Source organism: Flavobacterium franklandianum, assembly GCF_007097365.1.
Classification (GTDB): Bacteria; Bacteroidota; Bacteroidia; order Flavobacteriales; family Flavobacteriaceae; genus Flavobacterium; species Flavobacterium franklandianum.
In genome coordinates this window covers 202,485-219,015 of sequence record NZ_VJZR01000001.1, presented here as the reverse complement: position 1 = coordinate 219,015, position 16,531 = coordinate 202,485, and the positions used below count along the sequence as shown (strand labels likewise).

At 35.4% G+C, this 16,531-nt stretch carries 10 protein-coding genes and 1 tRNA gene; 10 read left to right on the top strand and 1 reads right to left on the bottom strand.

From position 1 onward, the window contains the following. Window positions 1-111 precede the first annotated feature (111 nt). From FNW17_RS01020 to FNW17_RS00990, 7 genes are all read left to right on the top strand, one after another. Entirely contained in the window at window positions 112-1,683 is a 1,572-nt protein-coding gene (locus FNW17_RS01020; protein ID WP_144070669.1) for a type I restriction-modification system subunit M, read from the top strand. 1 nt (window position 1,684) lies between these two features. Next, complete coding sequence (locus FNW17_RS01015) at window positions 1,685-2,689, top strand: virulence RhuM family protein (protein WP_144070668.1); 1,005 nt, start codon at window positions 1,685-1,687, stop codon at window positions 2,687-2,689. Then, complete coding sequence (locus FNW17_RS01010) at window positions 2,689-3,981, top strand: restriction endonuclease subunit S (RefSeq protein ID WP_144070667.1); 1,293 nt, start codon at window positions 2,689-2,691, stop codon at window positions 3,979-3,981. The genes FNW17_RS01015 and FNW17_RS01010 overlap by 1 nt, the downstream gene beginning before the upstream one ends. 174 nt (window positions 3,982-4,155) lie before the next feature. Next, window positions 4,156-5,691 carry a Fic family protein gene (locus FNW17_RS01005; RefSeq protein WP_144070666.1) on the top strand — a complete coding sequence of 512 codons (1,536 nt, stop codon included), beginning with the start codon at window positions 4,156-4,158 and terminating at the stop codon, window positions 5,689-5,691. Further along, window positions 5,691-8,552 carry a type I restriction endonuclease subunit R gene (locus FNW17_RS01000; protein ID WP_144070665.1) on the top strand — a complete coding sequence of 954 codons (2,862 nt, stop codon included), beginning with the start codon at window positions 5,691-5,693 and terminating at the stop codon, window positions 8,550-8,552. Before FNW17_RS01005 ends, FNW17_RS01000 begins: the two co-directional genes overlap by 1 nt. Window positions 8,553-8,923: 371 nt before the next feature. After that, window positions 8,924-8,995 (top strand) — tRNA-Arg (locus tag FNW17_RS00995). A gap of 216 nt (window positions 8,996-9,211) precedes the next feature. After that, window positions 9,212-10,336 carry a PQQ-dependent sugar dehydrogenase gene (locus FNW17_RS00990; protein ID WP_144070664.1) on the top strand — a complete coding sequence of 375 codons (1,125 nt, stop codon included), beginning with the start codon at window positions 9,212-9,214 and terminating at the stop codon, window positions 10,334-10,336. Window positions 10,337-10,450: 114 nt separating this feature from the next. Here FNW17_RS00990 and FNW17_RS00985 read toward each other — a convergent pair whose 3' ends face one another. Next, window positions 10,451-12,445 carry a TonB-dependent receptor family protein gene (locus FNW17_RS00985; RefSeq protein ID WP_144070663.1) on the bottom strand — a complete coding sequence of 665 codons (1,995 nt, stop codon included), beginning with the start codon at window positions 12,443-12,445 and terminating at the stop codon, window positions 10,451-10,453. Window positions 12,446-13,051: 606 nt separating this feature from the next. On the opposite strand from FNW17_RS00985, the gene FNW17_RS00980 reads away from it, so the two are divergent. The 3 genes from FNW17_RS00980 to FNW17_RS00970 all read left to right on the top strand — a co-directional run bounded on the left by FNW17_RS00980 (window position 13,052) and on the right by FNW17_RS00970 (window position 16,489). Beyond that, window positions 13,052-14,488 carry a circularly permuted type 2 ATP-grasp protein gene (locus tag FNW17_RS00980; protein ID WP_144070662.1) on the top strand — a complete coding sequence of 479 codons (1,437 nt, stop codon included), beginning with the start codon at window positions 13,052-13,054 and terminating at the stop codon, window positions 14,486-14,488. Window positions 14,489-14,559: 71 nt separating this feature from the next. Next, window positions 14,560-15,513, top strand: a complete 954-nt coding sequence (locus tag FNW17_RS00975; protein WP_143391265.1) for an alpha-E domain-containing protein — start codon at window positions 14,560-14,562, stop codon at window positions 15,511-15,513. A 4-nt stretch (window positions 15,514-15,517) separates the two neighbouring features. Next, window positions 15,518-16,489, top strand: coding sequence for a transglutaminase family protein (locus FNW17_RS00970; protein WP_143391266.1), 972 nt, complete (start codon window positions 15,518-15,520; stop codon window positions 16,487-16,489). Window positions 16,490-16,531: the final 42 nt, after the last annotated feature.

Genomic DNA, 16,531 nt, shown 5'->3' with positions numbered 1-16,531 from the left:
TTATATCAATCCTGATGTATATAAAAATAATTCCCCCATTTACGGTTTTCCTCATTTTCTATGATTTATTTTTCAATACCTTAGCGGAAAGAAATAACTTAACCATAAATAATGTCAGAAGATCAGAAAAAGCAGTTGGAACAACAACTTTGGAATATAGCCAACACCCTTCGTGGGAAAATGAATGCAGACGAGTTCCGAGATTACATATTAGGATTTATTTTCTTTAAATATCTTGCTGAAAAAATGGAGCTTTATGCCAATTCCATTTTAAAAGAAGACGGATTAAAATTCAGAAATATTGATGATACTACTCCCGAAGGAGCTGAATACATTGCTGCCATTAGAGAAGAATCATTAGACAAATTAGGCTATTTCCTGAAACCCAAAGAGCTTTTTAGTGAAATTGCCAAACGTGGGAATAGTGATGTGGAAGGCATTAGCAATTTTATCATTGAAGACCTTCAAAAAATCCTTATCAATATCCAGTTGAGCACTATGGGTACAGATAGCGAAGATGATTTTGATAATCTCTTTGAGGATATGGATTTGAACAGTACCAAACTGGGAAAAACTCCCGAAGCCAGAAACGACATCATAGCCAAAGTTCTCTCTCATTTAGATAAAATTGACTTTAAATTAGAGGATAGCAAGGTGGATGTTTTGGGTGATGCCTACGAATACCTCATTGGACAGTTTGCCAGTGGAGCAGGTAAAAAAGCAGGTGAATTCTATACACCACAAGAAGTCAGTAAAATATTAGCTAAGATTGTAACCACGGGAAAAAGCAAACTAAAATCAGTTTATGATCCTACCTGTGGCTCTGGCTCATTGTTATTACGAGTTGCCAAAGAAGTAAGTGAAGTGTCTAACTTTTACGGACAGGAAATGAACCGTACCACCTATAACTTGGCGCGAATGAATATGATTTTGCACGATGTTCATTACCGAAAATTCGATATTAAGCAAGAAGACACTCTGGAACACCCTCAACATTTAGACAAACAATTTGAAGCTATTGTGGCTAATCCTCCTTTCTCTGCTAATTGGAGCGCAAATCCTTTGTTTACAAGTGATGACCGCTTTAGCCAGTACGGTAAGTTAGCACCAAGCAGTAAAGCTGACTTTGCTTTTGTACAACACATGATTCACCATCTTGCTGAAAACGGGACTATGGCATTAGTATTGCCACACGGAGCTTTGTTTCGTGGTGGAGCAGAACAACACATTCGTAAATACTTGATTGAAGACCGCAATTATATGGATGCAGTGATTGGGTTGCCTGCCAATATTTTTTATGGCACGAGCATTCCTACCTGTATTATGGTGTATAAAAAATGCCGTGAAAACCCGGAAGATGTTTTGTTTATAGATGCCAGCCAACATTTTGAAAAGGTAAAAACCCAAAACATTTTGCGCGAGGAACACATTGATAAAATCATTGAAACCTACCGCAATCGTACCGAGGAAGATAAATACAGCAAGCGTGCTACATTGGCAGAAATTGCCATAAACGATTACAACCTGAACATCCCACGTTATGTAGATACATTTGAAGCGGAAGACAGCATTGACATTGACGCTATTGCGAATGATATAAAAGCACTGGATACAAAAATTGCCAATACCGATAAAATCCTTGCTAATTTCTGTAAACAATTGAATATTGTAACCCCTTTTTAAGATGGAAAAACAAGACATTATTATTTACAATACGGTTGACGGAAAATCTTCGGTAGCACTTTTTACTAGAGACGGTGATGCTTGGATGAACCAAAATCAATTGGCAGAACTTTTTGACACCTCTGTGCCAAACATCAGTATGCACATATCTAAAATATTAAAAGAGAAGGAATTAGAATCAAATTCAGTTGTTAAGGATTACTTAACAACTGCCTCTGATGGTAAAAATTACTCTGTTACTTTTTATTCTCTTGCCATGATTTTAGCCATAGGTTTTAGGGTACGAAGCAAAAGAGGAACACAGTTCCGTCAATGGGCAAACCAAAACCTGCAAGAATACATGATTAAAGGCTTCGTTGTAGATGACGAACGCCTTAAAAATCCGAATGGTAGAATAGATCATTTTGATGAATTACTAACGCGTATTCGTGACATACGAGCCTCTGAAAAACGATTTTATCAAAAAGTACGTGACCTATTCTCGTTGAGTAGCGATTATGACAAAACAGATAAAGCAACCCAAATGTTCTTTGCCGAAACGCAAAATAAAATCCTGTATGCCATTACAGGAAAAACGGCTGCTGAATTAGTAGTTTCTCGTGCCAACCCAAACGATCCTACTATGGCACTTACCAGTTGGAAAGGGGCAATTGTGAGAAAACAAGATATTTATATTGCTAAAAACTACCTGACAAGCGACGAAATTGACACCTTAAACCGCTTTGTGGTTGTGTTTCTTGAAACTGCCGAATTAAGAGCCAAAAACAGACAAGACATTACTATGAATTTTTGGAAAGTAAATATTAACCGAATTATTGAGTTTAACGATAAAAAAGTATTGAACCATAAAGGAAAAGTAAGCCACCCACAAATGGAGAAAAAAGTGGATGCCATTTACGAAAAGTTCAATACGCAACGAAAACAACTGGAAGCCCAAAAAGCCGATGAGCAGGATTTAGAAGAGTTAAAGCAATTAGAAGACAAACTAAAAAACAAATCCAACTAATGCCTACAGCAAACAATAATACTCCCGCCTTGCGTTTCCCAGAATTTAAGGGAGGTTGGGAATTGAAGAAATTTGGCGAAGTGGCTAATTTTAAAGTCACAAATTCATTTTCAAGAGAAAACTTAAATTATGGAAATGGTGTCGTAAAAAATATTCATTACGGTGATATTCACACCAAATTTCAAACATTATTCGACATTACAAAAGAAATTGTTCCATTTATAAATGAAGAAATTTCAATAAATAGAATTTCAGATGATTTCTATTGTAAAGAAGGAGATATAATTTTTGCAGATGCTTCGGAAGACTTAAATGATGTTGGAAAAAGTATTGAAATAGTTAACTTGAATAATGAAAAATTACTTTCTGGACTACATACATTGTTAGCAAGACCAATAGAAAAAACCTTTAAAATTGGTTTCAATGGTTTTTTATTTAAGTCAAATAATATAAGATTACAAGTTCAAAAAGAATCTCAAGGCTCGAAAGTTCTAAGTATTAATGTTGGAAGGATTTCAGGTATTAAAATCTCTTTCCCTACCCTCCCAGAACAACAAAAAATTGCCACATTCCTCACGGCAGTAGATGAAAAACTACAAGTCCTGAAGCAAAAGAAAAGCCTTTTAGAGCAATACAAAAAAGGCGTGATGCAAAAGTTATTCTCGCAGGAATTAAGGTTTAAAGACGATACTGGGAAGGCGTTTGCGGATTGGGAGGAGAAGAAGTTGGGGGAATTGGGCATATATGTCTCAGATGGGAATTATGGGGAATTATACCCCCGTGCTGACCAAATGGTTTCATCAGGAGTACCTTTTATAAGAGCGAACAATATTAAAAACTTAAAACTAACAATGAATGATATGAAATTCATTGATGCTGAACATCATAAAATACTCAAAAGTGGCCATCTTAAAACTGGTGACATACTAGTTACAACTAGAGGAGATATTGGAATGTTAGCTTATGTTAGTGAGGAGTTTAACAATTCAAATATTAATGCTCAAATATGTTTATTAAGGGTAGCTGTTAATTTAAACTCTAGGTTTCTACTTAATTATCTATGTTCAAGTTGGGGTATTTCACAATTTAAAGCTTTACAAACAGGTTCTGCGCTCAAGCAATTACCGAGATCTAGTTTGGCTAAAATAATAATTAAAGTTCCCTGCCTCGAGGAACAAACCAAAATAGCTGCTTTTCTATCTACCATTGATGATAAAATCAATCAGTGTCAGGCACAGATAACGAATACGGAGGTTTGGAAAAAAGGATTATTACAGGGAATGTTTGTATGATTGCATACCTGTTTTTCCGAAAAATTGTTGTTTTTTACCTGTTTTTCACAACTAAAACCTGTTTTTCCAAAATTAAAAAACCTGTTTTTCCTTAAATAATAAATATTAAACCTATTTTTCCAACAAAAAACCTATTTTTCCATTATATTTGAATAACCATTTTTCACTAATACTATGAATAATAAGCGTTTTTCACTTAAAACAAGTGTATTTCACGGACTCAAAGCACCTGAAGAGGGAATATTAGTGGGTTACGGTGCTATAATAGAAGGACTGGGATTGGCTATGCCTTTTCCAAACAGATTGTCGCTTATTAGTGAGAAAAGAAGGAGTTATGAAAATGAGAACTGGAAAGTGTTTTCTTCCCGAAATGCTATTGAAGATACGCTGTACAAGCACCTCGTTTTTGCATTAAAATACGAAGGAATAAACTTGTTATTCTTTAAAAAACTGTTTCAATCTGTTTCAAAAGAAGAAATTAAAAACATAATACAAAGCGAACCAACTGGACAATACAGCCGAAAAATATGGTTTTTATACGAATGGCTGTTGCAGGAACAACTCCCTATTCCAGACCTGACCATAAAAAACTTTATTCCGCTGGTAGATGAAGAACTGCAATTCGCTTCGCCTGTACCCATCAATTCAAGTCGCCACCGCATCAAGAACAACCTACCTGGAACCGTTGATTTTTGTCCGTTAATCTTCAAAACCCCAAAACTGGAAAGTTACCTTGACAAAAACAGCACGGAAAACATTAACACCGTTATTAAAGGAATACACAAGGATGTACTTTTAAGAACCTCCTCCTTTTTATTGTTGAAAGATTCCAAAGCTTCGTTTAGCATTGAAGGGGAAAACCCAACACAAAACAGAGCACTTCGCTGGGGAAAAGCCATTGGACAAGCTGGAAGCAAACCATTAAGCAAAGAAGAATTGTATCGACTACAACAAATTGTAATTGAAAACAGCAAGTTTGTAACCATGGGGTATCGTACCGAAGGCGGGTTTGTTGGTGAACATGACAGAACTACTGGTGAACCAATTCCAGAACACATTTCATCGAAACAGGCAGATATTGAAAAACTGATGAACGGATTGCTGGAAGCTTCCAAACAAATGGAAGCCACAGGATTTCATCCCTTATTAACCGCCACTGCAATCGCTTTTGGATTTGTGTTCATCCATCCATTTGTTGATGGAAACGGCAGAATACACCGCTACATAATTCACCATTTATTGTCCGCAATGAAATACAGTCCGCAAGGGATAATTTTTCCAGTATCTGCTTCTATTTTAGAACGAATAGAAGATTATCGAAAAGTATTAGAAAACTATTCGCATCCGCTATTGGACTTTATTGAATGGGAGAAAACCAAGGATAATAACGTAAACGTACTGAACGACACCATAGATTTCTATCGTTATTTTGATGCTACGCTACAAGCAGAGTTCTTAAGCGAATGTGTAGATTACACCATTCACAAAATAATACCCGAAGAAGTAGCGTATTTACAAAAATACGATGCTATGAAATTGTGGCTAGACAACAACTATCAAATGCCTGATAAAATGGTGGCTTTGCTAATTCGATTCCTAGAACAAAACAACGGTTCTTTATCCAAAAGAGCCAAAGAAAAAGAGTTTGGCACACTTACAGACGAAGAAGTAAAAGAGATAGAAGAAAATTATCAAGTATATTTTAACTAATGGCAAAGCAACCTGAACAAATTCTGGAAGAACAATTAGTAGCCCAATTACAAACAATGGGTTATGCGGGCGTAACTATTGTTGACGAAAAAGAACTGCTTACCAATCTAAAAGTACAACTAGAAAAGCATAACAAGAAAGAGTTTACTGCCAAAGAGTTTGACCGTGTGCTTAATATTTTAAACAAAGGATCTGTTTTTGAAAAAGCAAAAACACTACGAGAAAGACAACACATCCTGAAAGATAATGGAGAGGATTTGTATTTTGAGTTCATCAATTTGGAACATTGGTGTCAAAATCAGTTTCAAGTTACGCATCAAATTTCTATAGATGGTGTCTACAAAAACAGATACGACGTTACCTTGTTGATTAACGGTTTGCCAATGGTACAAATCGAATTGAAACGCCGTGGACTGGAACTCAAAGAAGCTTTCAACCAAATTAACCGCTACCAACGCCATTCCTTTGGAGCGAATTCAGCCTTATTCCAGTACGTTCAGATTTTTGTAATCAGTAATGGTGTAAACACAAAATACTACGCTAACAACCGCAATCAGTCGTTCAAGCAAACCTTTTATTGGACGGATGTAGCCAATAATCGCCTGACGAACATATTAAACGGTTTCACCACGGACTTTTTAGATCCGTGCCATATCTCTAAAATGATATGCAAATACATTGTGTTGAGTGAAGCCTACAAAATACTAATGGTGCTTCGCCCCTACCAATACTATGCGGTAGAAGCATTGGTTGAGACGGTAAAGAACACAAACAAAAATGCCTATATCTGGCATACTACTGGTTCCGGAAAAACCTTGACTTCGTTTAAAGCCAGTCAGATTTTAATGAATTTACCACAAGTCAAAAAAGTGGTTTTTGTGGTGGACAGAAAAGATTTAGATTACCAAACCACAAAAGAATTCAATAGCTTTAGCAAAGGAAGCATCGACGGAACAGACAATACAAAAGCATTGGTAAATCAGTTCTCGGATGACACTAAACTCATTGTAACCACCATTCAAAAACTAAATACAGCCATTAGTAAAAAGCAGTATTTGAGTAAAATGGATAAACTGAAAGACGAACGCATTGTATTCATTTTTGATGAATGCCACCGTTCGCAGTTTGGAGAAACACACACTCGTATAAAATCTTTTTTCAATAATATTCAATTATTTGGCTTTACCGGTACGCCCATTTTTGCTGATAATGCGGTAAAGAATGAATTAGGGAAACGCACCACCAAAGAGTTGTTTGGCGAATGTTTGCACAAATATGTGATTACAGATGCTATTAAAGACGAGAACGTTTTAAAGTTCTCCGTGGAATATGTGGGTCGTTACAAACAAAAGGACGACAGCAAAACCAACATCGATATTGAGGTGGAAGATATTGATACTAAGGAATTAATGGAATCGCCTTTACGTTTAAACAAAATTTCCGATTACATCATAGACAATCACAGTCGTAAAACCCATAGTAAGGAATTTACCGCTATGTTTTGCGTAAGTAGCGTGGAAACCTTAATTAAATACTACGATATTCTTCAAGCTAAGAAACTAGAAGGAAGACACAATTTAAAAATTGCAACTATTTTCAGTTATGCTGCCAATGAAGACGATGCAGATGCTAATGGTTTCATTCCCGAAGAATTATCGGTAGTTGAAGAACCAAAAGTCTTATATGGTTTAAACAAACATTCCAGAGAAAAACTAGATGAATTTATTGGAGATTATAACACGATGTTTGGCACAAAATTCTCTACCAAAGACAGCGTATTGTTCTACAATTATTATAATGATATTTCCAAGAATGTAAAAAACAAAAAGATCGATATTTTGTTGGTAGTCAATATGTTTTTAACGGGTTTTGATAGTCCAAATCTGAACACGATGTATGTGGACAAAAACTTGAAACACCACGGATTGATTCAAACCTATTCCAGAACCAACAGAATTCTTAATGAGCAGAAATCACAGGGGAACATAATAGTCTTCCGTAACCTCAAAAAAGCTACAGATGATGCCATAGCACTCTTCTCAAACAAAGATGCCATAGACGTTATCATTATGCAGCCATATGAGGATTATGTACAACAATTTGGAGAAGCAGTTACAGCTCTTTTGAAGATTGTTCCAACGGTAAATAGCGTGAACGATTTACAAAGCGAAAAGGACGAATTGGAATTTGTAAAAGCATTCCGTGAACTTATGCGACTTAAAAATGTGCTAACCACATTCTCTGATTTCAAGATGGAAGATTTGGATATGGACGAGCAATTGTTTGAAGATTACAAAAGCAAATACCTCGATTTATACGATAAAGTCAAAAGCAATCACGAAAAAGAAAAGGTTTCCATTTTAGAAGACGTCGATTTCGAATTGGAATTAATCCACCGTGACGAAATCAATGTTACATACATCTTGCATCTATTGGCAAACCTTAAAAATGCCGATCCTCACGAGAAAAATAAGAAGCAAAAAGAAATCATTGATTTACTTACTGGAGAAGCCAACTTGAGAAGTAAACGAGAACTTATTGAACGTTTCATACTAGAAAACCTTCCCGCAATAGAAGACACAGAAGACCTACCGGACCAATTTGAAAAATACTGGAATGAAGAACAGATAAAAGCCTTTAAACTACTGGTACAAGAAGAAAACTTGTCAGAAGAAAAAACAGAACAGCTAATAGAAAATTACCTCTTTGCCGAACGCGAACCTTTAAGAGATGAACTCTTGGACTTAATAGAAGGTGAAAAGCCTAAAGTATTGGAACGTAAGAAAACAGGTGACAGAATCTTGAGTAAGATTATTGGATTTGTAGAAACTTTTGTGAGTGGGTTTGCGAAGGTGGGGTAGGATTTTGGAAGAAATTAAGGAAAACTAGTTCGCTGAAAAATAATCTTCATTTAATAAATCAGAATTAAGATTCATCATTATCTTTGTATACAAACAAACATTAAATTAATTATCAATAGGCATCAAATTGGCCATCATAATAGAAGTAAAACAACGTCAAGTCTTGATTTAACTGCTAATCTGTCCCGAGGGGCGAGCCCAAGAGAGGGAGCAAAAAGCTAGTCGAAAGACTAGCTTTTTTTGTTTATATTTGAATGTGAATCTTTATTACAGCGTTTATTAAAATCTATATCAACCTTAATAGATATCCTGAAATCATAAAAAATTACTCGAGAAATACATTTAAGTTATTATTTTAGTACTCATTTTTCAGCCCCGTAGTTCAACGGATAGAATGGGAGTTTCCTAAACTTTTGATTCGGGTTCGATTCCCGACGGGGCTACAATATATAAAACCTCAAATAATAGCGAATTTTTCAAGTGCTTTGGATTAAAGTTCAAAGAACATACCCCTTTTGAAAAAACACCTATACAGCAAACTATTAAATGACGACGCCTATAAAATCATACGTTAATAATTTACTAAAATGTATCTCTATAAAATCTCTTTTATTAACTTTAAAAAGATTTACATTCAAACAGACTTAAAATCATTAATTATGAAAAAATTCACACTTGTCTATATTCTGTTTTTTTCTGTCATTTCGCTAAGTTGCGATGCACAGGAGAAACCAAACGATATTCCCATTAAAGAAGAAGTCAAAAATTACACCCTTGAAAAGGTGGTGTCCGATATTCAAATACCTTGGGGAATGGTGTGGCTTCCTGATGGAAGTATGTTGGTCACCGAAAAAAGTGGAATTCTGTTTCATATAAAAAATGGCATAAAAACCGAAGTGAAAAATGTACCTAAAGTGTACAACAGAGGACAAGGCGGTTTGTTAGACATCGCCCTTCACCCCGATTATGCCAAAAATGGTTGGATTTATATAACTTATGCTTCCGAAGAAGGCGATGGAGATGGTGGCAATACCAAACTCATTCGAACAAAATTACAAGATGGAAGTTTAACCCAAATAGAGTCTCTGTATAAGGCTACGCCGAACACCACTAAAGGACAACATTTTGGTTCTAGAATTGTTTTTGACAATGAAGGATTTTTGTTTTTCTCGATTGGAGAGCGCGGTAACAACAAGGAAAACCCTCAGGATATCAAGCGTGATTGCGGAAAAATATACCGATTGAATGATGACGGAAGCATCCCAAAAGACAATCCTTTTGTAGGTCAGGAAGGGGCAAAAGAAGCCATCTATACTTTTGGTAATCGCAATCCGCAAGGAATGGCAAAACATCCCGAAACGGGAGAAATTTGGGCACACGAACATGGCCCTCAGGGTGGCGATGAAATCAATATCATAAAAAAAGGGGCCAATTATGGTTGGGCAATAGTCACTTATGGTATTGATTATGATGGAACAACCATAAGCACACTGACCCAAAAACCGGGTATTGAAAATCCTATTTATTATTGGCTACCCTCTATCGCTCCAAGCGGAATGGCTTTTGTTACCAGCGACCGTTATCCTGACTGGAAAGGACATTTGGTTGTGGGTTCTCTAAAATTTCAATATCTGGAACTAGTAAAATTGAAGGGAAATACAGTAATTGAGCGTCAAAAAATTGCTACAGACATTGGCCGAGTAAGAAATGTGGCACAAGGTCCAGATGGCTTGATTTACATCGCTGTCGAAGGAAAAGGAATTTTTAAAATAATTCCAAATTAATAGCTGTTGATAACCAAAATTTAATTGAGATTTAGAATTATATCATGAATTCCTGAGGTAACAAACAAAAAGTCTCCGAACAAGTAATTTGCAGTAATTTTATATTGAAATGTATTAGAAAACATAAGAAACCGAAAAACCTCCATAATAATTTATTGGATTGCCTGGGTAATAATATCGTGGTGGAACAGCACCAAAACCGACTGCGTTTGGCAAAATACTAGCCGCATATTTTTCGTCTAAGGCATTGTTGATTCCAGCACTCAATTCTGTTTTGAGCACTTTAAGAATCGTAAATAAATAGGTGGTTTTAATATCTAGCAAAGAATAGGCATCACTGTATTTTGTATTAGAATCATTCATCGGGATATTACCAACCGTGAGATAGGAAATGTTTACACCAAACCCTTTTTTTATGCTTACATCCAATCCTAAACTCCATTGTTTATTAGGTACACCCGTGAGCTTATTACCTGAATAATCGGCTTCGGCATCTACAAAATCCTTGAATTTAAAGTTATTTAGTGTCGCAGAAAAATAAGGAGTAATTTGGAAGGTATTGGAATCTAATAGTTTGTAATTCACCAGAAACTCAATCCCCGGATGAGAACTCGAGCCCGCATTAATTCCCACATATTGGTCATCGGAGGTGCGTCGAGCGACCAACAAATTTTCGATTTGTGTACTAAAAAAAGTGAGTTCGGTATATAATTTATTTTCGAACCAATTTCCTTTAAAACCAATTTCGTAGTTCCAACCCGTTTCTGGCTTCAAATCGGTATTGATTTGTCCTTCGGGAGTCAAGGTTTCGGCAACTGATGGCACCGAAAATCCTTTGCTAACTGAGGTATAAATGTTTTTCCCTTTTCCCAATTTATAGGAAAACCCAATTCTGGGCGACCAAACAGTACCAAAAGTGTAGTCGTTATTTTGATTTTCGGAATTGGTTTGGAAAACATCTTCCAACGAATACTGAGTTGAATTTAAGGCGATTCCGGTTTCTAAATGAAGATTCTTTGAAAGCCAAACTTCCATTTGAAAAAAATAATTAATGTATTTCCGTTTTTGTTCAATTGCACTAAACTGATCTCCTTGAATGCTTCCCTGACCGGGCTGAGACAAGTATAAATTTTTAAAAAGGGAATACTGGTATTTTTCTGTTGCGAGTTCCGTTCCGAAACTTAACTCAAAAGGCAAAGAAAGCAAGCGGTCTTTGTAATTGAGATGCAAACGCAGTCCCAACGAATTGGTTTTGTCCTCCAAAATATCAAAGGGTCTTGTTTCATAACCGTCCTTAAAATTAGAAAAAAGACTCGATTTCAAAGTCCATTTTTTAGAAAATTGATGGTCATATCCCAAACCTATCAAAAATTTGTCATAAGATTCATATCCTTGCGCAGCTGCCCAAGTAGTAGCTGCCTTTTCAGGGTTCTGGTTATAATTATTTTCATTCAAAGAGCTAGGAATATAGGCTTTCAAGCGAGTGAAAATTCCCAAAAAGGTCAAATTCCCTTTATTTCCTATTTTTTGATTTCCGTGTATGTTGAATGATTTTCTCTTGTAGGAGCTATTGGCACGGTATCCGTCACTTTGCAAATCCGAATAACTAGAGAATAAATTAGAATTCGAATCGCTGAATCCGCCCGAGAGTCGTTGTAGAAGCAAACCAAAGCTGCCAAAAGTAGATGTTGCTTTGCCAAAAGATTCTATCAAAGGCGTTTCCTTTGCAAACAAATGAATTACGCCACCCAAACCAGAACCGAAACTAGTTGAATTTGGCCCTTTCGTAATTTCGATTTTTTCAATAGCGGCTACATCAATATCTTCTATGACAGTTTCTCCCTCACCAGAACTCAACGGAATCGAATTAAAATACCCTTTTACTCTATTGGTTCCATATTGAGAACGAGCTCCAATGCCTCGAATAGTAATTCTATTGGTGTTCAAACCGCCCTGTTGCATAAAAACCCCTGGGATTTTATTCAAAACGGGAGTAAGAATAATTCCATCGGTTTTATTAATATCGGCTGTGGTGATAACAGCGACAGCCGAAGCTGCATTTTGAAGCGTGTTTTTGATAGGAGAAGCTTGCAGAATTATTTCTTGCATTGTTATTGTATCTGTTTTTACCTGACTAAAAACCTGAGCGATACCAAAGAAAATTAGAAAAAAAGAAAATATATTTTTATACAATTGTTAGAAAATTTAGGTGAATAAAACCTTTGTAAAATTAACTTATTCTTTCTGATTCCCCAAAAGATGTTGGGTTAGTTAAAAATTTAAATCATTGTTGAATGTTAATGATTTGGCTTCGATTCTCGTCGGGGCTACTTGAAATACTTTTTAGAAATATAAGGTCTTTCCATTTTTACCAATTGCTAATTTCTTCAACAATATTTAACTAAAAAAAATGCGTCTACACCCATTAATTAATAGCTTTTATTGTTCAAAATTGAGATTTTTAATAATTTTACCCCCTATTTAAGAACGGGTAGAAGTCCTTATTTTTATAGTTTATTATATTGATGAATACTAAATTTGAAGTGAAAAAATAATAAATATGTCAAAAATAAAAGTCAAAAAAAAGAATATCATATAAATTATTAATTATTCAGCATTACAGGTATTTTGATAAAAATAAAACAATAAATTTGTTTTTAACAATTATTATAACAAATAATAATTTAAAAAGTTGACTATTTAATAATGTAAAATATGATGAAGTTGATTCCCAAATTGAACCCAAATGGATGGGACGAGATGTTTTCGAGTAAAGGAGTGCGAAATTCTTACCGCAACGTTTTACATACATTACAAAACCTTAGTCCCGAAAACATTGAACAAAAGCAAAAACAAGCTTCTGATTTTTTTATGAACCAAGGAATTACATTCACAGTTTACAGCGATGACAATCAAGGGATAGAGAGAATATTTCCGTTTGATATAATACCAAGAATAATCACTCATAAAGATTGGGACGAAGTAGAAAAAGGAATTGGGCAGCGATTAAAGGCGCTCAACTTATTTTTAGAGGACGTTTACAACGAACAACTTATTATCAAAGAAGGTATTATTCCGGCGTCTTTAATATCCTCTTGTCCTCATTATATTCAAGAAGTTCATGGGATAAAATTACCTCATAATATTCATATTCACATTGCGGGTATCGATTTGATTCGAGGTGAAAACGGCACGTTTTATGTGCTAGAAGACAATCTTCGATGTCCTAGTGGAGTAAGCTATATGCTTGAAAACAGAGAGATTACAAAGCGAATTTTTCCGGAAATGCTCACTTCGAATCGGGTAAGTATGGTGGGTAATTATCCTATGGTCTTACACAACATTTTAATCTCAATGTCGCCTCGAAGCATTTCAAATCCTAATGTCGTTTTGCTAACTCCTGGCGTTTACAATTCGGCTTATTATGAGCATACTTTTTTAGCGAGACAAATGGGAATTCCGTTAGTAGAAGGAAGAGATTTGGTTGTAAACAACAATAATGTTTACATGAAAACCACTTCTGGTTTAGAACAAGTAGATGTAATTTACAGACGCCTTGATGACGATTATTTAGATCCTTTGGTTTTTAGACAAGATAGTGCTTTGGGAGTTCCCGGATTGATTAGCTCTTACAAAATGGGAAATGTTGCCTTAGTAAACGCAGTAGGAAATGGGGTTGCAGACGATAAAGCTGTATATGCTTATGTACCTGATATGATAAAATACTATCTAAATGAAGAGCCTATTCTAAAAAATGTTCCGACCTATCAAATGGAAAATAAAGAGGAACGGGAATTCGTATTTGCCGATATGGAGAATATGGTCATCAAAGAAACCAATCAAAGTGGTGGATATGGAATGATTATGGGCAATAAAGCCACTGAGGAAGAACTTGATAAAGGGAAGAAAGCAATTCTTGCCAATCCAAGGAATTTTATTGCACAACCCATTATTCAGCTTAGTACAGTGCCTTGCCTGATCGATGGACAACTAAAACTGCGACATGTAGATTTAAGACCTTATGCTTTATTTGGACCTGATGGCGTAAAAATTGTTCCTGGCGGCCTTACTCGTGTGGCGCTTACTGAAGGGTCGTTGGTTGTCAATTCATCTCAAGGCGGAGGTAGCAAGGACACTTGGATTATTGAATAAAATTGAATTAACAAGAGGTTGAGATTACTTTCGCCGCGGCGGACAGGTCGTACCTCGCAATGACAAATAAAATGAAAACAAATATGCTCAGCCGAGTTGCAGACGGAATGTTTTGGCTCAACAGATATATGGAAAGAACAGATGGCATGTTGCTAACTCTTAATACCTTTTATATCTTGTCATTCGACAAAGAAATGAATGATTCTCAGGGATACAGACCGTTATTAGAATATTATACTGATTTGACTAAAAATCAAATTATTGAATCGCAATATGATTCGAATTTTGTTTTGAAATACATTATTTGTGACAATCATAATGTTGATTCTGTTAAAAACTTAGTTCGGAAAGCTCGCGAAAATGCCAGAGGTTCGCAAGACAAAATTACTAAAGAGCTTTGGGAACACATAAACTCTCTGTATCATTATATGAATTCGCCTGAATTGCCTCGAAAATTAGAAACTTATGAGGCGGTAGGGATCATTACCAAACTCAAAAATGATCTTTTGTTGTATAACGGAATCCTTCATGTCACTATGCCAAGAGGCTTAGGGTGGTGCTTTTCAAGTGTTGGAAAAAACATAGAACGCTGTTTACAAACCATTTCGATGACACAAGCTTACTATAAACCCATTAATTATAACCTGGATGGCGAAGAAGATTTATTGTATTGGAGACGTTTGTTATTGTCGCTTTCTGGTTATGAACAATATTTAAAAAGTTATAGTAACATATCTCACAATCGAAAAATCGTTCAGCATGTGGTTTTCAATAAAGATTTTTCACATTCCGTAATGTACACTTTAGAATTAATCGATAAATATTTAGAATACTTGTGTATAGATAATATTTCACCTGAATCTAGAACACTTCAAAATCAATTTGGTAGGCTGAAAAGCATGGTTAAATATACCGATTATCACAACTTAACAAACCAACAGTTAGAAGATGTTTTAAACGACACTAAGACACAATTGGTTCAGTTTTCGACTGATTTTTCTAAATTATTCTTTTCATATACCTAAAAAAATGGCTACATTCAAAATAGTTCATATCACAAAATACCAATACAATTGGCCTATCAAAGAGAGCATCAACGAGATTCGTTTGTTTCCACACAATTTTGATAATCAAGAGGTCTTACAACATCAGCTTTTGATAACCACTAATCCCAATCTCGAAATCTCAAAAGATTTTTACGGCAATAGTGTTGGTAATTTCAATATTTTGGAACCACACAAAGAGATGATTATCGAATCTCAAATGTTAGTTCGGGTCAATCATTCGCTCAGAATTCCTGAAATAGATACTACCAAAGTGCAAGATTTAGAATTAGAAAAAGGTAACAACAGCTCTTTGCTTCGACTTTGTAGTCCAGAGGTCATTACAAATCAAAAGAAAATAGATTCCTATTTAAAAAAAATAAATGCAGCTAACATTTCTGTGATAGAAATTGCTCAAAAATGCAGTGAATATATCTTTAAAAACTTTACGTATACCAAAGGAATTACAAATATTGAAACTACCGTTGATGAAATATTAGTTCACAAAAAAGGAGTTTGTCAAGATTTTGCACACGTTCTGTTGCAATTTTTGCGCACTGCTGGAATTCCTTCGAGATATGTAAGTGGTTATATTTGTCCAAATTCAGTTGGATTTAGAGGAGAAGGAGCAACTCATGCTTGGGTAGAATTTTACACTCCGTCACAAGGCTGGCTAGGCATAGATCCAACCAATAATGTATGGACAATGGACAATCATGTCAAACTTTCGGTTGGTCGGGATTTTAATGAATGTAGTCCTGTAAAAGGAACTTTCAAAGGATTTGCTAAACAAACGCTTTCGGTTAGCGTTTCGATAGGATATGAAGATGGAAGACAGTTTGAAGAAGTAAACCATGTAAAACTTCAAAAAATTTCTGATGATGTGCAAAGACAGCTTGATCTTTTAGAATATCAACTCCAGTTACAACTACGTCAACAGCAGCAACAGCAACAATAGTTAGTTTTATTCGTATAAAAAAACAGCGCCATTTTAAAAATA